Source organism: Rhizobium sp. NXC14, assembly GCF_002117485.1.
Classification (GTDB): domain Bacteria; phylum Pseudomonadota; class Alphaproteobacteria; order Rhizobiales; family Rhizobiaceae; genus Rhizobium.
The window spans coordinates 2,617,123-2,638,667 of record NZ_CP021030.1; the positions used below are offsets into that span (position 1 = coordinate 2,617,123).

A 21,545-nucleotide genomic window follows, 5' to 3' on the forward strand; every position below is an offset into this window, starting at 1 on the left:
TGTTGATCTAGGCCCAGCGAGGGCCAAGGTCAACGCCGCCCGCGCTGCCTCACTTGAAGTTGCTGAGATAACGATGACTCACTTTGCAAGCAAGCGGATTCAATATCGCAGGAAAGCGACGCAACAGCGTGAATATATTATAATATACCCAAACGAGACCGCCCGCTGCACGGACTGCTGACAAAGTCGTCCAACTCCTCTTCGTCATTCTCGGCCTTGTCCCGAGTATCTGTGGCGGCCGCGGCAGACCCTCGACACAAGGCTACACAAGGCCGAGGGTGACCCCGAAAAAAGCAAGTCGAAAGTTGGCGCCTGCTGCAATCAGCCTTCAAGGCCCTCAGCCGCGAAGCAGCGTATCGCGGATCAGCTTTAGGACCTTTTCCGACTCGATCCCTGTGGTGACGATTTGGCTCGGCCGATCATCCCAATCGCCGGGCGGGAAGCGGCGGCCATCCGGCTTGACGATCGTCTGGCCGTCGGCAATGCCGCCGCAGACGACGCGCACCGCCCCCGATATCGACGAGAACAGTTCCGGGGCCACGACGTAGACTGCGGCGCAGCTGTCATGCACCATCATGCCGTCCTCGACCGCATGCTTGTAGAAGTCGATATAGGACTGCGAGAGTGCATCGAGCAGTTTCACGGCGCCATCTCCCTCGGCCGCCATCCTGCCAAGATAACTGCGGCTCATCGTGGTGATCGAGGTGACGTCGAGGCCGATGACGACCACCTTCCAGGGCGCGGTCATGACAATGTCGGCGGCCTCAGGATCGCCGTGAATGTTGGCCTCGGCGACCGGCGAGACATTGCCGGGCACATAGAAATTGCCACCCATGATGACGACGTCCTTGACCAGGGTCGCAATCTCGGGATCCTCCTTCAGCGCCATTGCCAGATTGGTCATCCGTCCGACCGCGACCAGGCGCACTTCGCCGGGATTGGCACGCACGGTGTCGATGATGAAGCGGTGCGCCGGGCGCGGATCGAGCGGCAGGTCGATCGCTGCGGGCACCTCGATATCGCCGAGGCCGTTGTCGCCATGCACCATGGAAGGCCATTCCCGCTCGGCGCGCGAGGCATCGATGGTGACGCTGGCGCCTTTGGCGACCGGCGCGGGAATATTCCACTCGCGCTTGAGGAAGAGCGCATTGCGCGTCGTCGTCTCCACCGATGCATTGCCAAAGACCGTGGTGATGCCGATCAGATCGATTTCGGGATGGCGATGTAGGAAGAGAAGCGCCATGGCGTCGTCAACGCCCGGGTCAGTGTCATAAATGACCTTGTGCATAATATATCCTCTAAATGTGAATCGCGAGCCTGCCGGTTGGCGCCGCGAATTGCCGCCACCATAGCGACCGTCAGGCTTTCTGCAACCCGCCTCGGGCGACTGCCGCCGTCGCCTGCGCCGACTTGATTTTGCCAAGCACCAGTTCGGCATCGTCGCCGATCGCAGCAAGCGCCGCCGATTCCGCAACGCCATGGCAGCCGACGCGAGCAAAGACGACGGCCGATGGATTTCTGAGCCGCGGCGTTTCCCGCTCCAGCCGAGGAGCGTCGAAGAATCGGGCCGGCACGGCAAAATGCCTGGCGACTGACCAGATTGCCGCCTCCTGCCGGCGGCTGCCTATGGAAGCGACGGCGGCGAGTTCATCCGCGCCGATACCCGCAGCCTTGAGCGCCTCAAAGGCGAGCGCCAACACCTCCGCAGGCTGTGCCCCACGCTCGCAGCCAAGACCGAGCACATGGCGCCGTGTGGGATTGAAAGAAATGTCGCTCATGGAAGCAGCCGATTGTGCCGTTGCTGTGTCCTTGCAGCCATTGCAGCTTGGAGAGGGAAATGCAACAAGGCGGGCTGAAAGCCCTTCTGGAATAGCATCTTGCCTGACATTGCCCTCCATCTGCTTCTGCTGCTCTGCGCGGCTGCCTTCTTTGCCGGTTTCGTCGATGCAATTGCCGGCGGCGGCGGTCTCATCACCGTTCCCGCCATGTTGATCGCCGGCATCCCGCCGCTGCAGACGCTCGGAACCAACAAGGTGCAATCGATCTTCGGCGCAGCTTCCGCGACGCTCGCCTATGCCCGCAAGGGCCATGTGGAGCTTTCCGAACAGCTGCCGATGGCGCTGATGGCCCTCATGGGCGGGGCACTCGGCGCCGCTCTTGCGACGATCGTCCCAGGCCAGGTGCTTCAAGCGATCATGCCTGTGCTGCTGCTGGCAATCGCAATCTTCTTTGCCGTCAAGCCGAACCTCAACGATCTTGACAAACACCGCCTCATCACGCCCTTCGCCTTCGGCCTGACGCTGGTGCCGGCCATCGGCTTCTACGACGGCGTCTTCGGCCCCGGCACCGGCTCTTTCTTCATGCTCGCCTTCGTCACCCTCGCCGGCTTCGGCGTGCTGAAGGCGACGGCCCACACCAAACTTTTGAACTTCGGCTCGAATTTCGGTGCACTGATCGTCTTCGCAAGCTTCGGCGCGATCCTCTGGAAGATCGGCCTGCTGATGGGCGTCTGCCAATTCCTCGGCGCACAAGTGGGCTCACGGCTTGCCATGCGCATCGGCGCAAAGCTGATCAAGCCGCTGCTCGTGATCGTCTGCGTCGCTTTGGCGGTCAAGCTGCTCGCCGATCCGGCAAATCCCCTGCGGATCTGGCTCGGCGTTTAGTCGCAAAGCACCTGACCTCAGAACTCCACGCCGGGCTGCCCTTTGATGCCGGAACGAAACGGGTGTTTGACGAGTTCCATCTCCGTCACCAGATCGGCGATCTCGATCAGCTCTTCCTTGGCGTTGCGTCCTGTCAGCACGACATGCGTCATGGCGGGTTTCTCATTCTTCAGGAAGGCGACGACATCGTTGATGTCGAGATAATCGTAGCGCAGCGCGATGTTGATCTCGTCGAGCAGCACCATGGAATTGCGTTCGTCGCGGATCAACTCCTTGGCCTTTTCCCAGGCCGCCGAGGCGGCGGCGATGTCGCGGGCCCGGTCCTGCGTTTCCCAGGTGAAGCCCTCGCCCATCGTGTGGAACTGGCAGAGATCGGAAAAATGCTTCTCGATCAGGTCGCGCTCGCCGGTCCACATCGCGCCCTTGATGAACTGCACGACGGCTGACGGCTTGCCGTGCGCGATGTGGCGGAAGATCATGCCGAATGCGGCTGACGACTTGCCCTTGCCCTTGCCGGTATGGACGATGATCAAGCCCTTGCCGTCCGTCTTGGTCGCCATGATCTTGTCGCGCGCAGCCTTCTTCTTCGCCATCTTCTCGGCGTGGCGCGCATCATCCTTGGCCGCTTCGTTTTCCAGGATCTCGTCGCTCATCAGTGCACCTCATTCAGTTGCGTGGCTGCCAGGTCGAACCGGGCCGAATTGCTGCGCGGCGTCCAGAGCCCGCGATCGATCGCTTCGCGCAGCCGCTCTCGCATCTCGTCGAATGCCGCCGGGTTCTTCTCGATCATGAAGTCACGCACGCCTGGATCGGCGACGAAGGCCCGAAAGACCGCCTCGAAATGATGCGCGCCGACCGCGCCCGTCGTCGCCGCGAAGGCGAAGAGATAATCGACGGTGGCGGCGATCTCGGCCGCTCCCTTGTAGCCATGGCGCATGACGCCCGTTATCCATTTTGGATTGACCACGCGCCCGCGCACGACGCGGCCGATTTCCTCTTCAAGCGCGCGGATCACCGGTCGTTCGGGCCTGGAATGATCGTTATGATAGATTGCGGGGCGTTTACCGGTGAGTTCCTCAGCCGCCGCCGCCATGCCGCCTTCGAACTGGTAGTAGTCGTCACTGTCGAGCAGGTCATGCTCGCGATTGTCCTGGTTCTGAATGATAGCTTGCACAGAGCGCAACCGCTCCTCGAAAAGGCCGCGTTCGGCCCTGCCTTCCTCGCCGGCGCCATAGGCATAACTTCCCCACACAAGATAGGCCTCGGCAAGATCGGCACGCCGCTCCCAGCCCTTTTCATCGATCAGTGCCTGCAACCCCGCGCCATAGGCGCCCGGTTTCGAGCCGAAGATGCGATAGCCCGCCCGCTTCGCCGCCGTGTTCTCATCGAGCCCAGCCGCAGCGAGCCGCGCGGTCTCGCCGCGCATTCGCCCGGCAATCGGATTATCCGCCGCGTCCTCTTCGAGCGCGCCGACAGCGCGGATCGCCTTGTCGAACAGCGCGATCTGCTCTGGGAAGGCGTCGCGGAAGAAACCGGATATGCGCAGCGTCACGTCAACCCGCGGTCGCCGCAGCAGAGCCGGCGGAATGATTTCGTAGCCGGTGACACGCCGTGAGGCCATGTCCCAGACCGGCTCGACGCCGATCAGCGCTAAGGCCTGAGCAATATCATCGCCGCCGGTGCGCATGTTGGACGTGCCCCAGGCTGTCAGCCCGAAGGAGACAGGCCATTCGCCGTGATCCTGCACGTATCGGCGGATCAGCAGTTCCGCGGATTTCTTGCCGAGTTCGTAAGCAGCCGCTGTCGGCACCGCCCGGCTGTCGACAGAGTAGAAATTCCGCCCGGTTGGCAAGACATCCGGCCGTCCGCGCGTCGGCGCACCGGATGGGCCGGGCGGCACGAAACGGCCGTCGAGGCCCCGGAGCAGGCTGGCGATCTCGGCCGGACCACAGGCAAGGATGGATGGCTTGAGACACGCTTTGATTTCGTCCAGCACAGCTCTGGTTTGGACCCAGAGGGTTGGGCACGCCATTTCACCGGAAACGAGCTTGGCGGCGAGCAGTTCAATGCGCTCGACGGTGTCACCGTTACTGCGCCAGGGGGCGTCGAGGATATCTGCGAGGACAGCCGGACGCGGGCCAGTCCAAAGAGTCGCCATATCGCAATCGAGTGGGTCGAACGGACGCTGAAGCGCGCGACTCCCCTCCTCCCCGGCGGGGAGAAGGTGGCCCGAAGTGTCGGATGAGGGGACCGCAGACTCCGCCTCGCTTGCGCTCAGCCGCTCGCTCCTACCGTCGCTCGCCCCCTCATCTGTCCTGACGGACATCTTCTCCCCGCTGGGGAGAAGGGGGAAACTCAACCCAGCATCCCCCGCAATCGCCCGCTGCAAACTCGCATCGCCACCCACTCCCAGCCCGCGCGGTACCCGCGCCAGCGCCATGGTGAGATCCGTCAGCAACCGCCCCTCCGGCGACACGCCGAAGACATGCAGCCCATCGCGGATCTGCATCTCCTTCAGATCGCAAAGATAGGCGTCGAGCTTCTTCAGCGCCTCACCTTCGCTCTCGCCTTTCGCAATCCCCGCATCCCGATCCAGCCCGATATCGGTGACGAGATCGAGGATCTGGCGGCTGAGCAGCCGAATGCGGCGGGGATCGCCGCCCGAAGCTTCGTAATATTCATCGACCAGCGCCTCTAGATCCTTGAGCGGCCCATAGCTCTCGGCCCGCGTCAAAGGCGGCGTCAGGTGATCGATGATGACTGCGGCGGTGCGGCGCTTGGCCTGGGTGCCCTCGCCCGGATCATTGACGATAAAGGGATAAAGATGCGGCAGCGGTCCAAGGATCGCTTCCGGGTAGCACGTCTCCGACAGCGCCAGCGCCTTACCCGGCAGCCATTCAAGATTGCCATGCTTGCCCATGTGAATGACGGCATCGACGCCATATTCGCGCCGCAGGAAAGCATAGAACGCGATATAGCCATGCGGCGGTACGAGATCCGGCGAATGGTAGCTGTCCTTTGGATCGATATTGTAGCCGCGCGCCGGCTGGATGCCGATCAGGACACCGCCGAAGCGGGCGAAAGGCAGGGCGAAGACGCCATCGCGAAAATAGGGATCGTTCTCTGGCTCGCCCCAGCGGGCCGTCACCTCCTCTTGAATCTTTTTGGGAAGCGATTCCAGGAAATCTTTGTAGCGACTGAGCGAAAGCGCCTCGCGGATAAGCCGGCCGTCATGTCCCGAATTGGTCGGCCCCTCCATCAGATGCTGGATCAGCGCGTCACCATCGGCCGGAAGATCGGCGACTGGATAACCCGCGGCCGCCATTGCCCGAAGCACCTCGATGCTGCCGGCCGGCGTGTCGAGCCCGACGCCGTTGCCGAGCCGGCCGTCGCGGTTTGGATAATTGGCCATCACGAGAGCGATGCGCCTCCTATTGGCTGGCGTCCCGCGCAGCCGCGCCCAGTTGGCGGCCAGTTCCGCCGTGTAACGCACCCGACCGGCATCGGGCATGCTGGCTACGATGTTCGCCTCGACAACAGCGTCGTAACGCGCCGCCGTCTTGAAGGACACCGCCCGCGCCAATATTCGCCCATCGACTTCAGGCAGCGCCACATTCATGCCGAGGTCGCGCGCCGACAGACCCTGCGACGAAGCCACCCAGGCCTCCCTCGACGAAGCCGACAGGATTGCCTGCAGCACGACGGCGCCATCCGCCTCCAGCACCGTCGGTTGCCGGTCCGCGCCCGGTGCGGAGACCGCAAAGCCCGTTGTGTTGATGACGACATCCGGTTTCAACGCCGAAAACACGCTCTCGAGAACGCCTGTCGAAACGGGATCCTTTAGGCTGTAGGCAAAGACCGGCAGCGGCCGCAGGCCAAGCGCGGCCAGGGCCTCGATCAGCGCCTCGACCGGCCCGGTCTCGCCGCTCTGGACTAGGGCACGGTAGAAGCTGATGGCGACGATGGGGGACGTGGGTTCGAATTCCACCTCTTCTGTCGAGCTTGGTGTCACACGCTTGACGGACGACGTTGGCGCGACATGCGAACCGACGACCCGCCGCCACTCCTCGACCCCGATCGCCCCTCGCCCCGGCCACCAGATGCCCGCCTTCATCAGCGGCACTGCCGGCGCCGGCTTCTCCGCCGCTGACAGCATCGCCGAAGCATAGGCGAGAAAATCCCGCGCATTGGTGTCGCCGCCTTCGATCAGGTAGGCCCACAGCCCGTTGAGATCGTCGAGGTCAACATTGGAGAAAGGAACCAGCCCGGCATCCGGCTTGGCATCGCCAGGCAATACCGCAATCTTCACGCCATTGCGGGCAGCAACGGCGTGCAGCGCCTCCAGCGCATAATGGAAATAGCTGGCGCCGCCGAGCGCACGCACGACGATCAACTTGGCGTGCCGGGCCGTTCGCTCGACATAGGTATCGACCGACATTGGATGCTTGAGGCTCATCAGATTCGCGAGCCTCAGCGAATGCGGCATCCCTTCACACTCGTGATAGGCGGCAGCAATCGCGGCGAGTTCGGTGTCGGCAGCCGAAAGAAACAGGATATCGCCGGGCGACTGGCCGAGGTCGATCGCCTCCTCGCCGTCGCTGATCGTTCCCTGCTGGGCAAGAAGCAGATGCATCGATTATCCCTGAACGAGCGCTTCGATCGCCTTGCGTACCGCGTCCTCGTTCATTTCATGCAAGCCGATGACGACGAGGCGCGTGCGGCGCGCCTCGTCCGCTGCCCAGGCGCGGTCGAAATACTGGTCGATGCGGCTGCCGACGGCCTGCAGTTGCAGGCGCATGGGCTTGCCCAAGACGTCGATGAAGCCTTTGAGGCGCAGCACATCATGCTCGGTGATGATGCCCTTCAGCTTCTCGACAAAGCCCGTCGGATCGGAAACAGCGCCGAGTTCGACAACGAAGCTTTCGAATTCGTCGTGGTCGTGTGGCGCCCCCTCCTCGTGCTCCAGCTCGTGATGGGACTTGCGGTTGGCGATATCGTCTTCGGTGCCGATGCCGAGGCCGAGCAGCACGCCTGCCGGCACCTCGCCATTCCTGGCTTCGATCATGACCGGCTTGCGGGCAATGCGGGAGGCGACTTCGCTCTTCACGCGGTCAAGGCCATCGCCATCGATCAGGTCGGTCTTGTTGAGCACGATGAGATCGGCGCATGTGAGCTGGTCTTCGAACAGCTCCTCGATCGGGCTCTCATGATCGAGCGAGTCGTCCTCGCTGCGCGCCGCCTCGACTGCATCATGGTCGTCGGCGAAACGGCCGGCGGCAACGGCCGCACTGTCGACGACCGTAATGACGCCGTCGACGGTCACCTGGGTGCGAATATCGGGCCAGTTGAAGGCGGCGACCAGCGGCTGCGGCAGGGCGAGGCCGGAGGTTTCGATGACGATATGGTCGGGCCGCTTTTCGCGCTCCAGGAGCTTCGTCATCGTCGGAATGAAATCGTCGGCGACTGTGCAGCAGATGCAGCCATTGGTGAGTTCGATGATATCGTCCTCGCTGCAATTCTCCGCTCCACAGCCCTTCAGGACCTCGCCATCGACGCCGAGATCGCCGAACTCGTTGATGATAAGCGCAATCTTTCTGCCGCCGGCATTGGTGAGCAGGTTGCGGATCATCGTCGTCTTGCCGGCGCCGAGGAAGCCGGTGATGACGGTTGCGGGAATTTTCTGCTGGTTCATGGAACTTCAACCCTTCATTTTCAGCGGCAGACCGGCCGCAATGAAATAGACCTCGTCGGCCTTCGCCGCGATTGTTTGGTGCAGCCGTCCGGCATGATCGCGAAAATCGCGCGCCATGCGATTGTCAGGGACGATCCCGAGACCAACCTCGTTGGAAACGAAGACGAGTTGCGCCTTGGCGCCGGGGAGGAAATCGGCGAGCGCGGCAAATTCCACAGCCATCTCGCGCTCCGCCATCATCAGGTTGGTCACCCAGAGCGTCAGGCAATCGACAAGCACAATGCGTCCCTCGCCATCGATGGCGCCAAGCACGCCGAAAAGATCGAGCGGCTCCTCATGCGTCATCCAGGAAGGGCCGCGATCGGTCCTGTGCTGGGCTATACGCGTCTGCATCTCCTCGTCCCAGGCACGGCCGGTGGCGAGATAGTGGCGCTCGAGGCCGCTTGCCATAACGAGATTTTCGGCGAAACGGGATTTGCCGGAGCGTGCCCCGCCGAGGATGAGCGTGGTGGTCATGCCCGAATATTCCTCTGAGGAGGCGTGCCGCTGCAGCTTGTTCTAGTTTTAACTTTATGAGCCACGGTAGCCAAAACTTTGCTTGGGAAAGCCGCGCCACCCCATTCACTTCCCTCATTCCTGTGCTTGTCACAGGAATCCAGCTTGCCCAAGTCCTTGGGCACGGAAGGCTCATTCGTTGCCTGCGCATAGTTAATCACGGCGCGGACGCGCCGTGGCCGGATTCCTGTGACAAGCACAGGAATGAGGGAGGAAAGGAAGGCGCGTAATACGCAGACATAACCTGCAGGCGACGAACCGGCACCTCTCATACGCACCACCAGAGGCGGCGCTGAATTCGTTCTTTCAGCCAAAACAACCTCCGTGCTGGCAGCGGGTCTCTTGCCCAGGTTTGGGCTGTTCGCCCGGCACGGAAGGCAGGTCTCCTGGCTCGCGGTTATCGGCGGCGATCGGGGGCGAACCGGAAGCCCGGTCGCCCCTGATCGTGCCAGCGGATCTGCCTCGCCTTCCCGGCTGCCTCGGTGAAAAGGTGGACGATTCGTAGAGTTAGAGGCGTCCGACCCCGGTTGATCACCATGCATCTCCAGTGGCTTTTCCGGCATGTCGCCCATCCCGCCCGCCTGCACTATTACGGTTAGGCCGGAAGAGGTCCGATGCCGGATGGAAGACCCTGACCGCTCTACAGTCGCGGGGTCGGCTGTGATGAAGGCGCCCGATGTGGGTCCGCCCCGTCACATTCCCTTTTCATCCGGAAGGCGAAATGCCGATCCGGAACCATCCGTTATTCCTCGGATGGTTAGGCAAGCCGGCGGGTGAAGTCAACCGACCTTCGCCACCGCCTTCCCGCTGGACTGCGCGAAAGGCCGGCCAACACCACTGACCCTACCGGAAGTATCGTCTTTTATCAGCGGCTTACGTCATGAATGTTTGATGTGGCCGTCGGCTTTTCGCCGCAATTGCGTTGCAAGGCGACTGCACCTCCGCCCTTGACCCGGCCTCTCCTCGCCTAGTTGTCTAGCCATGCTTATGAAAATGGATCGGCGCCGCCTGAGCGCGCTGCGTGTTTTCTTCGATCCGGGGCGACTGCGCGCCCTGACGCGCCGCAGCGAAGTCGGCCTGTCGCTGGCCGGCGCCATCGTCGGCATCGCCTCGGGCCTTGCCGTGACCGGCATGAGCTATGTCTCCAGCGAGCTGCACCAGATTGTTTTCGGCATCGCCGACAGTGAAAGGCTGAGCGCGTCGGCAATCCAGGACAAGATGCTGCTGCTCACCGCCCCTCTCATTGGTGGCGCCCTGCTCGGCCTGCTGCTCCTGGTGCTCGCCAAACGGCGCAAGAAACCCATGGTCGACCCGATCGAGGCAAATGCGCTGCACGGCGGCCGCCTCTCCCTGACCGATAGCATCATCGTTGCCGTACAGAACCTGATCTCCAACGGCTTCGGCGCCTCCGTCGGCCTGGAAGCCGGCTATACCCAGCTCGCCGCCGGCATCGCTTCCAAATTCGGCCTGAAGCTGCAGCTGCGCCGCTCGGACCTGCGTATCCTCGTCGGTTGCGGCGCGGCCGGCGCCATCGCCGCCGCCTTCAATGCGCCGCTGACGGGCGCCTTCTACGCCTTCGAGCTGACATCGGCACCTACACCATCGTATCGTTAACCCCGGTTGTGGTCTCCGCCCTCGTTTCGACCCTCATCGCAAGGTTGCTTGCCGAGGGCGATTTCACCATCGATATTGGCAGCTTCGGCTCGGTCGTGCCGGCCGATTATGTCCCGGCGCTGCTGCTCGGCGTCTTCTGCGCCGGCGTTGGCATTCTCCTCATGCAGGGCGTGGCCTTCATTGAGGAGGTGGCGCGCAAAAGCTCGATCGCTCCGCCCTTTCGCCCGGCGCTCGGCGGCATCATCGTCGGGCTTCTCGCGATGATCTCGCCGCAGGTCCTTTCGCCCGGCCACGGGGCGCTGCATCTTAACTTGTCCCGCGACGTGGCGATCCCGGCGCTGATCGGTCTCTTTCTCCTGAAATCGCTGGCTTCGGCAATCTCGATCGGTTCTGGCTTCAGGGGTGGTCTGTTCTTCGCCTCGCTGTTCATGGGCGCCCTGCTGGGCAAGCTCTTTGCTTATTGCGGCCCCTATTTTGCCGATGCGACATTGACGCCGGTTATTTATGCTGTGGTCGGGATGAGTTCCCTGGCGGTCGCCGTCATTGGCGGGCCGCTGACGATGACCTTTCTGGCGCTCGAAATCACCGGCGATTTCCCGATCACGGCACTGGTTCTTGCGGCCGTCATCACCTCCTCGCTCGTCGTGCGCTCGACCTTCGGCTACTCCTTCGCCACATGGCGCTTCCATCTGCGCGGCGAGAGCATCCGCAGCGCCCACGACGTCGGCTGGATCCGCAATCTCACCGTGAACAAGCTGATGCGCGCCGACGTGAAGACGGCAAGGGCCGATATCTCGCTGGAAGACTTCAGGAGGGCCTTCCCGATCGGCTCGACCCAGCGCGTCATTCTCGTCGACGAGAACGATAAATATGCTGGCCTCGTACTAGTCCCGGAGATCTACGCTAACCCGACCGACGTTCAGGACGAGGGCCAGACGCTTGCCGATTTCGTCCGCTATCGCAATGATTTCCTGCAGCCGCAGATGAATGCCAAACAGGCGGCGGCGATCTTCGACAAGAGCGAAAGCGAAGCGCTCGCCGTCGTCAACAATCTGATCGAGCGCAAGGTCGTGGGACAGCTCAGCGAAAGCCACACGCTGCGCCGCTACAGCGAAGAACTCGACCGGCGCCGCCGCGAGGTGTCGGGCGAGATCTGAGCGAGCCTAAGAAGCGGCGCCGGCAAGCCTGTAAACGTCGGCTCTCTTCGAGACGCCGCGCAGCTCGAAAGCGCCGAGATAGTCGCAGGGCACAGCGCAGGTCGCTGCGAAGCTTTCCGACAGCAGCAGGGGCTGCTCAAGCGTTCCGCACAGCTTCTCGAGCCGCGACGCCTCGTTGACCGCCCTGCCGATCACGGTGAAGTCCAGCCGGCCTTGGGCGCCGACATTTCCGTAGAAAACCTCGCCGAGATGCAAGACGACATCAATCCCGATATCGGGGCCGCTATTCAGCGTTCGCTCGCGATTGAGCTCCTCGTTTGCCCTCAACAGGTTCTGTGCCGAAGCCAATGCGGCCTTGCAGGCCTTTTGCGGATTCTCAGCGTCCGTCGGAAAGATCGCCAGCACGCTATCGCCCATGAACTTGAGGATCTCGCCGGAATTTTCCTCGACGTGCCGGTCGATCAGCTCGAAGTGCTCGTTGAGAAAGCCGACGATCTCCCCCGGCTGATACGCCTCGGTCAGCGCCGTGAAGTTGCGGAGGTCGGCAAGCAGGATGGCGGCGTCGATGGAGCCGCCCATTCCCCTGCGGGTTTCACCGGCAAGGATGCGCGCGCTCGTCCTGGCGCCGGTATAGACGGCGAGGATATCGGTCGCGGTCTTGGATACCGCGACACGGTAAGCGGCAAGCCCCAGCGCTGGGAACAGTTCATCGATGATCGCCAGCTGATCATCTGAAAATCCGCCCCGAGCGTCACTCGTCAGAGAGAAACCGAGCCCGCGCAGCGCGACTTCCTTCGGGAACTCGAAAAGAGTGACCACATGGTCCGTGCCGCCGGCAAGCGCAAATTGGTGGAGCTCGCCGTAGTGGAGACCCTCGCCTTTCGCCAGGTTCCACCGCCCCGTCTTCTCACCGCGGTTCAGAAGAAAGAATATCGGCGTCTTCTCGAAGTTGCGCTCGGTCTCGCTGCCGTGCTCCGCATTCTCGAGAACGGTCTCACCGCCCCGCATGAAATTGGCGGCGATGCCGCGATACATAGGATGTAGGGACGGCATGCGGATGCTTGCCCGCCAGATCGGAAACCCGTCCGCGATCAACCGTTCACACAGGCCGGCGACGAGATCGCCGATATGCTCGCTGGTGATTCCCTGCTCTATAATCCACTGAATATGATCTTTAATTTTGAAAACCTCCGCATGAGGTGGGGAACTTGGAATGGCGTCACCATCGAGGTCGGCGCCGGGAACAACAGGACAGGCGCCGAAAGGCCTAGCCGCACACACGACTTTTTAGCCTGCTTCGCATTGCGATACTACTCCCGCGAGAATGATGTGATAGAGAATTGGATACACAGTATAGGTATGTGCCTGTGGCCCCCGTATCTGCCGCCGGCATCTTCTCCCCGCCGGGGAGAAGGGAATCGCGGCTATGTCCTGCCCTCTTGAAGCGTTTGCGATAGAAACGAAGGACGGCAACTTGCTCCCCCTCTTCTCCCCATCGGGGAGAAGGTGGCCCGAAGGGTCGGATGAGGGGGCTGCACGGCACGCCCTTCACTGCCCTTGCGCTCAGCAAATTCTCCCGACCTCCAGCAACTCACCCAACCACCGCGCATCCAGGCAGCGCTCCAGTTCCCCTGCAACCTCGTCAAGCGCCCGCTCCACGCTCTCACGGTAGTTCCCCTGTCCGCCGGAAAGCCCGAAGCTCTCCAGCAGCCGGGCGCGGTAAGCGTCACTGCCGAACAGCCCGTGCAGATAGGTGCCCATGATCCGGCCGTCCGCCGAAACCGCTCCATCGGGGGCGCCGTCGATGATCGCGGAAGGCCTGACACAATCCGGGCCGCGGGTGATGCCGAGATGGATCTGGTAGCCGGCAAGCAGCACGTCATATTCGGTCGAGCGGGCATGGCTGTTGCGCACGGTCTTCTCCGGCGCCATCTCGGTCTCGACGTCGAGCAGCGCCAACCCCGGCGTCTCGCTCGTGCCGCCCTCGATGCCGCGCGGGTCATGCACCATACGACCGAGCATCTGGTAGCCACCGCAAATGCCGATCACCCGTCCGCCGCGCCGGACATGCGCCGCAAGATCGCGGTCCCAGCCTTGAACTCTGAAATCGGCGAGGTCTGCTATCGTCGATTTCGACCCTGGAAGAATGACGAGACCGGCATCGGCAGGCAACCGTTCGCCCCCTCGGACGAAGACCAGCTCGACATCCGCCTCCGCCCTCAGCGGATCGAGATCGTCGAAATTGGCAATGCGCGGCAGCATCGGCACGGCGATCTTCAGCGCCCCGGTCCGGCTCCTGGCAAGCCGTTCGAGCACGACCGAATCTTCGGCCGGCAGGCGCGTGGCAGCCTGCAGCCACGGCACGACGCCGAAGCAGGGCCAGCCGGTGAAGCCTTCGATCGCGCGAATCCCGTCATCGAAGAGCGAGACGTCGCCGCGGAACTTGTTGATGAGATAACCTGCGATCATCGCTCGATCGCCCTCATCGAGAATCGCCTGCGTGCCGACCAGCGAGGCAATGACGCCGCCGCGATTAATATCGCCGACGAGCACGACGGGCACGCCCGCCTTCGTCGCAAACCCCATATTGGCGATATCACCGGTCCTAAGATTGATTTCCGCCGGCGAGCCGGCACCCTCGACGACGACGAGGTCGGCGCCGGCAGACACATTTTCGAAGCTTTCGAGCACGGCGCCGAGCAGTTGCGGCTTCAGCCGCTGGTAATCCCGCCCCTTCGCCTGCCCGAACACCCTGCCCTGCACGATGATCTGGCTGCCGTTTTCCGATTGCGGCTTGAGCAGCACCGGGTTCATGTGCACCGACGAGGGCGTGCGTGCAGCCATCGACTGCAGCCACTGCGCCCGGCCGATCTCACCGCCGTCATCGGCGACCGCAGCGTTGTTCGACATATTCTGCGGCTTGAACGGCCGCACGGTGAGCCCGGCATTTGCCGCAAGCCGGCAGAGCCCCGCCACCAGCACCGTCTTGCCGACATCCGAGCCGGTTCCCTGCAGCATGATCGCTCTTGCCATGGCGGCCGCCTTTCCCTAGCGCATCGCGCGTCCGAAAATAGGTTCAGATTTCGGGCCGATGCACGAGCCGGAGGCCTACAATGGCCGCCGATCCCGGGTCAAGACTTCGACTATTCTCGCGAAAGCGCGAAAACCGCGCATGGCCTTGGCTCTGCGCGGTTTGCCGAAAACTCAGGCGTCTTCGCCCCTACACGGCGAAGCTCGCTTTCTCCGGTACGCACTACCTGAACCGGAGAAGCAGCGGTCGTTGCCGCCACGCCCCAACTGATAACGGCACATTCTTACCGGAGAGTTATTGAAGCCTTACGCAAACGTTAATTTTGACTTTTTTTGATCTGCTCGGCGGAATTTTCGCCACCATTGCGCCGGCGTTCGCAGACAGCATCCATTTTCGATCTGGGGAAATTTCAGCCGAAATTATATTATTCGAATTCAATAATTTAGTACCGCAACCACCAGCAGAAGACAGTTGATTTCTGCGAGCGAACGCGTAGGCTTCGACAAAATACGCCCAAACATGTCCGCGACGAGTTGCCGGAGCCGGTAGGACGGCGCCCGTGAACCGGAAACCCCTGTTGCGGGATCGCCCAGGTGAATCCCGGCAGCACGTTCTTTAAGAAGAATTCGGGGAAGACTATGAAGACGCTTTTGATTTCGGCCGTCTTTGCCGCGGCTCTTTTTAGCGCGACCGCGCCGGCCGAAGCCGCCGAGTGCGGCAAAGTTTCGATCGCCGAGATGAAATGGGCCTCGGCCGGCATTGCCGCAAACTTCGACAAGATCATCCTGGAAAAGGGCTACGGCTGCTCCGTCACCATCGTCGACGGCGACACTCTTCCGACCTTCGCCTCGATGAACGAAAAAGGTACCCCCGATATCGCTTCAGAATACTGGATCAATTCCGTCAGGGCCCTGCTCGATCAGGCCGTCAACACCGGTCGGCTGGTGCAGGGCGCCGAGATACTCGCCGATGGCGCGGTCGAGGGCTGGTTTATCCCGAAATTCATTGCCGACGCCAATCCCGATATTCGCTCGGTCGAGGACGCGCTGAAGCACCCCGAGCTTTTCCCTGCCGAGGATGATCCGTCGAAAGGCGCGGTTTACAACTGTCCCGCCGACTGGAGTTGCCAGATATCGACCACCAACCTCTTCAAGGCCCTCGCCGCCGACAAAAAAGGCTTCGAACTTATCGAAACCGGCAGTCCTCAGCGGCTCGACGCCTCGATCGCCCGGGCTTTCGACAAGAAGACCGGCTGGCTCGGTTATTACTGGGCGCCGACCGCCATCCTCGGCAAATACGACATGACGCGGCTGAGCTTCGGCGTCAGTCACAACAAGGCCGAATGGGACCGCTGCACCGCGGTTGCCGGCTGTATCAGGCCTGAGCTCAATTCCTATCCGGTCTCGCGCGCCTTCACGCTGATGACCAGGTCTTTCGCCAGCCGCGCCGGACCTGTCACGACCTATCTCAAGACCCGCAAATGGGACAATGAGACGATCAACCAAGTGCTCGCCTGGCAGGATGAAAATCGCGAAAGCAACGAGGATGCCGCGATCTATTTCCTGCGCAATTACGAGAACCTGTGGATGAAATGGGTGCCGGCCGATGTAGCCGAAAAAGTCAAAGCGAGCCTATAACGGCAGATGGCGCCAACGACCGGACGATTCGAATGACAGGCAACCTTCCCTTTCCCGACCGCGATACCGTTGCGGAAAAGCTCGCCGCGTTGTCGGAAGCCGATAAATCATATCTGGCCCTGCTCATGGAAAATGCCGCCCAGGACGACAACCTGCTCGACGGCCTGCGACGCCATCTCGACCTTGCCGCGAAGTCGCATTTCCTGAACTCGCTCAAGCTCGAAAATCTCGGATTGTGGCTCGGGGCCGAGGCGCCGCATCGCCTGCAGATTCGGCTGATGGAAACCGCTCGCTCAAGCCAGCATCCCGCCTATCAAGCCTTCCGGACCGGTCTTAGCCGATCCGGCGGCCTCGAAAAGGCATATCCTCCGGTGCCTTGATCCGGCCTCGGATGGCCTTTCAGTCCGGCAAAGCTGCCGGCCGATTACTTCCTCGCAGCCCGGTCGACCGAGCGGCCTGCATCCTGGGTGGCGTTGACGGCGTTCGCCGTATCTTTTCCCATACCGCGGATCGTGTTGCCGCAGGAGGAAAGAGCAAGAAGAACCATGAAGGCTGCGGCAATTTTGGCCGTTGTCGTCATTTCGAATATCCTTGTTTGAAATCAACCCCGAACGGCACTCATGCCATCCGCGCCCCTAACGCACAAGTGGCGAAAAAGTTCACGGTTGAAAGACATCCTCAGGCGGCGACAGCCTTCGCTCTCTCGGCAAACGCGCTCCGGATGCTGTCGGCCACCGTCTCGATCGGTCCCGACATCTGCGAGGCGGTCAGCAGCCGGATATCGAAGGAGCCGAGCTCCGGCAGCCCTTCCTGCAGGCCGAGGATCGACATGTCCTCGCTGACATAGGAGAGCGGCAGCGGCGCGATGGCGAGATCGGAAAGCACGGCGGCGCGCTGCGCCATCGTGTGACCGCTGAGATAGGCGACGCGATAAGGCCGCTTGTTGCGTTCAAGCTGGGCAAGTGCCTCCTGCCGCCAGATGCAGCCATCCTCCCAGATCGAAATCGGCAGGGGATCGCGCCGATGCGCCGAGCCGCACCTTGCGCCGGCCCAGACCAGCCGCTCTCGAAACACCACTTCGCCACCGGTCGGAAACGGCCGAGTCGCGCAGTTGATCAGCGCCAGGTCGAGCCTCTGCTCTTCCATGCGCTTCTTCAGTCCGACGCTCATGTCGATCGTCACATCGACCATGATGCCGGGATAGCTCTCGGCGAAGCTCTTTAGGATTCTCGGCAGCAGCCGCTCGCCGATATCCTCCGGCGCGCCGAGCCGGACGACCCCGGTGAGTTCCGGCATGATGAAGCGCGACACCGCCTCGTTCGACAGCGCCAGGATGTTGCGGGCGTAAGAGAGCAGCATTTCGCCATGGCGCGTCAGCGACACCGAGCGGGCATCGCGTAAAAACAGCGTCGCTCCGAGCTGCTCCTCGAGCTTCTTGATCTGCATGGAGACCGCCGACGGCGTCCGGAAGACCGCTTCGGCGGCGGTGGAAAAATTGCCCGTCTCGGCGATGGCGACGAAGGTGCGCAACACATCGTTGTCAAGCAAAGGAATGGGACGGCGAAAGGGAAGGCTCATCGTCGCATCTTTCAATTTTTCTGATCTTTAACCCCATATCATTTTGTTTGATTGAATGTCAATCGCTCCCCATAGTCTATGTATCGGAACTGATGCAGCAAAGGAGGCTAGACATGGCGCAATCAAGCACCTGGAATATCCTACAGGCCGTTTCCGCATTCAAGACGCGCCGGCGCAGGGATGCGAATCACGAACATGCGCTCCGGGAATTGAAGCGATTTCCGTCGCACCTCTTGGCCGACTGCCAGCGTGAAATGGAGTTGCCGCTCCTTAACGTCGCTGCGCGACCAAAGCGGGGTCTGAGACTCGTGGAAACGCGCGCATGATGCTGACCTCTGGCTCGGATCTGACAGGCGCCGGGCCGATCGCCTCACACGGCGATCGACTCACATCCCGCCTATCAGCTTGAAGGCGATAATCCACATCGTCGCAGCGACGAGGGTCTCGAGCATCCGCCAGGAGGCCGGCCTGGAAAAGAACGGCCGCAGCCACGTCGCGCCATATCCGAGCGCAAAGAAAAATAGGAAGGAGCCGGTTACGGCGCCTGCGGCAAAGGAAGCCTGCTGCCCCGGATAGCGCGTCGATATCGTGCCGAGCAGCACGACCGTGTCGAGATAGACATGCGGATTAAGCCAGGTCAGCGCGAGACAAGTCGCAAGCGTCCGGGAAAAGCTTGCCGTATCGGCTTCCGTAACTGTGAGCACAGCGGACGACCGTAAGGCGGAATAGAAGCTCTTGGCTCCGTACCAGGCCAGAAACGCGGCTCCCCCGTAGCGCATGACCGGATCGAGCCAAGGCAGCAATCCGGCGATCTGCCGGAGGCTGGTCACGCCGAGCATGATCAGCGCCGCGTCGGACAAGGCGCAGGTAAGGCAGACGGCGAAGATATGTTCACTACGCAGGCCCTGTCGAAGAATGAAGGCGTTCTGCGCGCCGATCGCGACGATCAGGCTGAGGCCCATCATCAGGCCCGTGATATAAATTGAAAAATTCATCGTTTCGCCAACCGCTCTCAGCTTAGACAGAGTTGCGGTATCGCGTGAAGTTGGCTTAGTCTAATTAATCCATCTTACCTTGATTAAGCGAAACTAATCCATGCTCGACTATCCCGCTCTTCGCGCCGTTGCAACCGTCGTCCAGACCGGCAGCTTCGAAAGGGCGGCGATCGTGTTGAATGTGACGCCGTCGGCGGTGTCGCAGCGGGTGAAGCAACTCGAAGAACGCCTCGGCGTTATCCTGATCGCCAGAGGCACCCCCTGTACGGCAACCGAAAAAGGGGAATGGCTCTGCCGTCACATCGAGAATGTCGGTATGCTTGAGGTTGAGCTTTTCGGGCAGCTCCCGGCTCTCGTCGATCCCGACGAGCCACGCCAAAGGGTTACGCTACAGATCGCGACTAACGCCGACAGCCTCGGCACATGGTTTGTGGAGGCCATGTCGAATTTCTCCAAGACCTCGTCCTATCTGTTGAATGTCGCCGTCGACGATCAGGATCACACCGCCGAATGGCTGCAGCGGGGACGGGTGATCGCAGCCGTCACCAGTCTGGAGAAGCCGATCCGGGGATGCCGGCGCTTCGCCCTTGGAACTCTCCGTTACAACGCCACCGCGACACCCGATTTTGTCGCCCGCCACTTCCCGGACGGCGTGACATCGGAGGCGATCCGCAACGCTCCGGCCCTGACCTTCAATCAAAAGGACAGGCTTCAGAGCAGCTGGGTAAGGCAAACCTTCAGCCAAGATCTGGACTACCCCACACATTGGCTGCCCTCGCCGCAAAGCTTCGTCGAAGCCACTCTTTCCGGAATGGGATGGGGAATGAACCCGACCCAGCTCACCCGCGATCATCTCGCATCGGGGCGGCTCGTCGAACTTGTTGCCGACACGCCGCTGGACGTCCCACTCTACTGGCAGATAAACCGCCTCGCCGCCGACCGCCTGGCGGAGTTGACGCGCGAGGTCGTCGCCGTGGCGAAGCGTCGGCTTTAATGACCGTCAAGATGCCTCTTCTCCAGGCTCCACCCCGGCAGAGGGATTTAGTCGGTCGGAACGATCACACGTAGGCCGTGCGGCTGCCGAACTCGCTGGTTTCGTCAAAATCCTTCGTACCGATCCGCTCGCTCTCGCCGGAGAATTCGGCGGCGTCTCCGAACTCGGCATACTTTGACGATCTTCTCTAGGAGATGGCGAGAATCTCCAGCTCCTGGCCGCCTGTCTCCACCACATCGCCGACAGCCTTGCCCATCAGCAGCTGCGCCACCGGAGAGACGTAGGAAATCGATCCCGCCTTGGGATCTGCTTCGTCTTCTCCAACGAGCCGATAAGTCTGCACGCGTCCATCGTCGCGGCTGAAAGTGACCGTATTGCCAAAGGCAACCACGTCGGCTGACGTAGGGTTAGGCATGAGCTGGGCGGTGCGAAGTCTGGCGGATAAGTATCGGAGATCACGTACAGGATTGGCAGCCTGCCGCCGCCGCTCATTTACGTCTTCGATGGCGCTCGTCGCATCATAGGCCGCGCGCGCCTGCTGAAACTGCAATTCGAGAGCCCTGAATCCCGCTTCCGTGACGAGGTTGGGATGCGGCGAAATTGGCCGGTCCGGCAACAGGGTTTCCGAAGCGGTTTCGAAACTCTCTTCCTTGGTGAAGGCAACAGCCAATCGATGTCTCCGTTTTAAACGCAACGCACTCTTATGATTGGTGGGGGAATTGCCCCGCCGGAACCATACACCGATGACCGACAAACCGCCAATCTTGCCCTGTTGCAAACGTCAACGCTCCTGGCGTTCCGGGAACGTCCTGGCCGACATTGCGTTTATCTCAACCGATGCACTGTAGCCCAGGAGGAACGAATGCTTGGCCGGCAGCGAAAGAGCGGCAACACAGTCGGGATCAGACCATGCCTTCATTCCTGACGGAAGCGATGCCGCTCACGCCAAGCTGGTGGGAGATCGCCTTACGGATGATATTAACGGTGATCGCAGGCGGACTGATTGGCCTCGATCGCGAGCGCGGCGGTCACGCGGCGGGCTTCAGGACTACGATCCTGGTGGCTCTTGCCGCCTGCCTGGCGATGATCCAGGCAAACCTCCTTCTATCGACCTACGGAAAAACCTTTAGTTATTTCACTCAGATGGACGTGCTGCGCTTTCCCCTCGGCGTGCTGACGGGCGTCGGCTTCATCGGCGGCGGCGCCATCCTGAGGCGTGGAGACACGATGACCGGCGTCACCACGGCCGCGACCATGTGGTTCATGACCGTCGTCGGTCTCTGCTTCGGCGGCGGCCAGATTCTGACCGGAACGGCAGCGACCGCGGTCGCCTTCATTATCTTGTCGCCGATGAAGCAGTTGGACATGTGGCTGCGTTGCGAACAGAAAGCGACACTCGTCCTTCACAGCTCCGAAGCCGAGTTGCCGGAACTGTCGGAGGTGCTTGCACCGTTCGGTTGCGCTGCCCAATTCGTTTCCTTTGGGCAGACCAGCGAGGGCCGCCCTGGCGTCACGTTCGAGCTGCGATGGATGGCCAAAGACCGTGACGGCTCCGCCCGCGCGATTTTCGGTGCCCTTTCAGAGGCCTATGACGTCGCAGGATTTTCGATGCTTTCGACCACGACATAG

Annotated in this window: 18 protein-coding genes, 1 pseudogene and 1 riboswitch; of the genes and pseudogenes, 7 read left to right on the forward strand and 12 right to left on the reverse strand. The window is 61.7% G+C overall.

Annotation, left to right across the window (positions count from 1 at the left end; genetic code table 11):
• Positions 1-337 precede the first annotated feature (337 nt).
• Together NXC14_RS12930 and NXC14_RS12935 are read right to left on the reverse strand one after the other, a co-directional pair.
• Positions 338-1,288, reverse strand: coding sequence for a nucleoside hydrolase (locus tag NXC14_RS12930; protein WP_085778478.1), 951 nt, complete (start codon positions 1,286-1,288; stop codon positions 338-340).
• 70 nt (positions 1,289-1,358) lie between these two features.
• Entirely contained in the window at positions 1,359-1,778 is a 420-nt protein-coding gene (locus tag NXC14_RS12935) for a cobalamin biosynthesis protein (protein WP_085778479.1), read from the reverse strand.
• Positions 1,779-1,877: 99 nt separating this feature from the next.
• On the opposite strand from NXC14_RS12935, the gene NXC14_RS12940 reads away from it, so the two are divergent.
• Complete coding sequence (locus NXC14_RS12940; protein ID WP_085778480.1) at positions 1,878-2,663, forward strand: TSUP family transporter; 786 nt, start codon at positions 1,878-1,880, stop codon at positions 2,661-2,663.
• A gap of 17 nt (positions 2,664-2,680) precedes the next feature.
• Here the strand turns inward: NXC14_RS12940 and cobO are convergent, their stop codons facing one another.
• Genes cobO through cobU form a run of 4 tightly spaced genes read right to left on the reverse strand, consistent with a single transcriptional unit; the run spans position 2,681 to position 8,871 of the window.
• Positions 2,681-3,316, reverse strand: coding sequence for a cob(I)yrinic acid a,c-diamide adenosyltransferase (gene cobO, locus NXC14_RS12945; protein ID WP_085778481.1), 636 nt, complete (start codon positions 3,314-3,316; stop codon positions 2,681-2,683).
• Positions 3,316-7,296, reverse strand: a complete 3,981-nt coding sequence (cobN, locus tag NXC14_RS12950; protein WP_085778482.1) for a cobaltochelatase subunit CobN — start codon at positions 7,294-7,296, stop codon at positions 3,316-3,318. The genes cobO and cobN overlap by 1 nt, the downstream gene beginning before the upstream one ends.
• A 3-nt stretch (positions 7,297-7,299) precedes the next feature.
• Positions 7,300-8,355: a cobalamin biosynthesis protein CobW gene (gene cobW, locus NXC14_RS12955; RefSeq protein WP_085778483.1), complete on the reverse strand. Its 1,056-nt coding sequence runs from the start codon at positions 8,353-8,355 to the stop codon at positions 7,300-7,302.
• A gap of 6 nt (positions 8,356-8,361) precedes the next feature.
• A complete protein-coding gene (gene cobU / locus NXC14_RS12960) occupies positions 8,362-8,871 on the reverse strand; it encodes a bifunctional adenosylcobinamide kinase/adenosylcobinamide-phosphate guanylyltransferase (RefSeq protein ID WP_085778484.1) in 510 nt (169 codons plus the stop codon).
• Positions 8,872-9,268: 397 nt separating this feature from the next.
• Positions 9,269-9,665: riboswitch (cobalamin riboswitch) on the reverse strand.
• A gap of 226 nt (positions 9,666-9,891) precedes the next feature.
• Between cobU and NXC14_RS12970 the strand changes: the two are divergent.
• Positions 9,892-11,681, forward strand: a pseudogene (locus NXC14_RS12970) (chloride channel protein).
• Between the two features lie 6 nt (positions 11,682-11,687).
• Here NXC14_RS12970 and NXC14_RS12975 read toward each other — a convergent pair.
• Together NXC14_RS12975 and NXC14_RS12980 are read right to left on the reverse strand one after the other, a co-directional pair.
• Positions 11,688-12,776 (reverse strand): adenylate/guanylate cyclase domain-containing protein, encoded by a 1,089-nt coding sequence (locus NXC14_RS12975; protein ID WP_085778485.1) that lies wholly within the window; start codon positions 12,774-12,776, stop codon positions 11,688-11,690.
• A gap of 468 nt (positions 12,777-13,244) precedes the next feature.
• A complete protein-coding gene (locus NXC14_RS12980; protein ID WP_085778486.1) occupies positions 13,245-14,714 on the reverse strand; it encodes a cobyric acid synthase in 1,470 nt (489 codons plus the stop codon).
• A 636-nt stretch (positions 14,715-15,350) separates the two neighbouring features.
• Here NXC14_RS12980 and NXC14_RS12985 point away from each other — a divergent pair.
• A complete protein-coding gene (locus NXC14_RS12985) occupies positions 15,351-16,349 on the forward strand; it encodes a glycine betaine ABC transporter substrate-binding protein (protein WP_085778487.1) in 999 nt (332 codons plus the stop codon).
• Positions 16,350-16,381: 32 nt separating this feature from the next.
• Positions 16,382-16,729, forward strand: a complete 348-nt coding sequence (locus NXC14_RS12990) for a hypothetical protein (protein WP_085778488.1) — start codon at positions 16,382-16,384, stop codon at positions 16,727-16,729.
• Between the two features lie 44 nt (positions 16,730-16,773).
• On the opposite strand, the gene NXC14_RS12995 is transcribed toward NXC14_RS12990, so the two are convergent.
• Together NXC14_RS12995 and NXC14_RS13000 are read right to left on the reverse strand one after the other, a co-directional pair.
• A complete protein-coding gene (locus tag NXC14_RS12995) occupies positions 16,774-16,929 on the reverse strand; it encodes an entericidin A/B family lipoprotein (RefSeq protein WP_011425752.1) in 156 nt (51 codons plus the stop codon).
• Between the two features lie 98 nt (positions 16,930-17,027).
• Positions 17,028-17,927, reverse strand: a complete 900-nt coding sequence (locus tag NXC14_RS13000) for a LysR family transcriptional regulator (RefSeq protein WP_085778489.1) — start codon at positions 17,925-17,927, stop codon at positions 17,028-17,030.
• Positions 17,928-18,040: 113 nt separating this feature from the next.
• Here NXC14_RS13000 and NXC14_RS33370 point away from each other — a divergent pair, with 113 nt between their 5' ends.
• The gene (locus NXC14_RS33370) at positions 18,041-18,253 is read left to right on the forward strand and encodes a hypothetical protein (RefSeq protein WP_085778490.1); all 213 of its coding nucleotides are present in this window, start codon (positions 18,041-18,043) and stop codon (positions 18,251-18,253) included.
• A gap of 60 nt (positions 18,254-18,313) precedes the next feature.
• Here NXC14_RS33370 and NXC14_RS13010 read toward each other — a convergent pair whose 3' ends face one another.
• A complete protein-coding gene (locus NXC14_RS13010) occupies positions 18,314-18,922 on the reverse strand; it encodes a LysE/ArgO family amino acid transporter (RefSeq protein ID WP_085778491.1) in 609 nt (202 codons plus the stop codon).
• A gap of 100 nt (positions 18,923-19,022) precedes the next feature.
• On the opposite strand from NXC14_RS13010, the gene NXC14_RS13015 reads away from it, so the two are divergent.
• Positions 19,023-19,916: a LysR family transcriptional regulator ArgP gene (locus NXC14_RS13015; protein WP_085778492.1), complete on the forward strand. Its 894-nt coding sequence runs from the start codon at positions 19,023-19,025 to the stop codon at positions 19,914-19,916.
• Between the two features lie 187 nt (positions 19,917-20,103).
• Here NXC14_RS13015 and greA read toward each other — a convergent pair whose 3' ends face one another.
• Positions 20,104-20,586 carry a transcription elongation factor GreA gene (greA, locus tag NXC14_RS13020; RefSeq protein ID WP_085778493.1) on the reverse strand — a complete coding sequence of 161 codons (483 nt, stop codon included), beginning with the start codon at positions 20,584-20,586 and terminating at the stop codon, positions 20,104-20,106.
• Positions 20,587-20,825: 239 nt separating this feature from the next.
• On the opposite strand from greA, the gene NXC14_RS13025 reads away from it, so the two are divergent.
• Complete coding sequence (locus NXC14_RS13025) at positions 20,826-21,545, forward strand: MgtC/SapB family protein (protein ID WP_085778494.1); 720 nt, start codon at positions 20,826-20,828, stop codon at positions 21,543-21,545.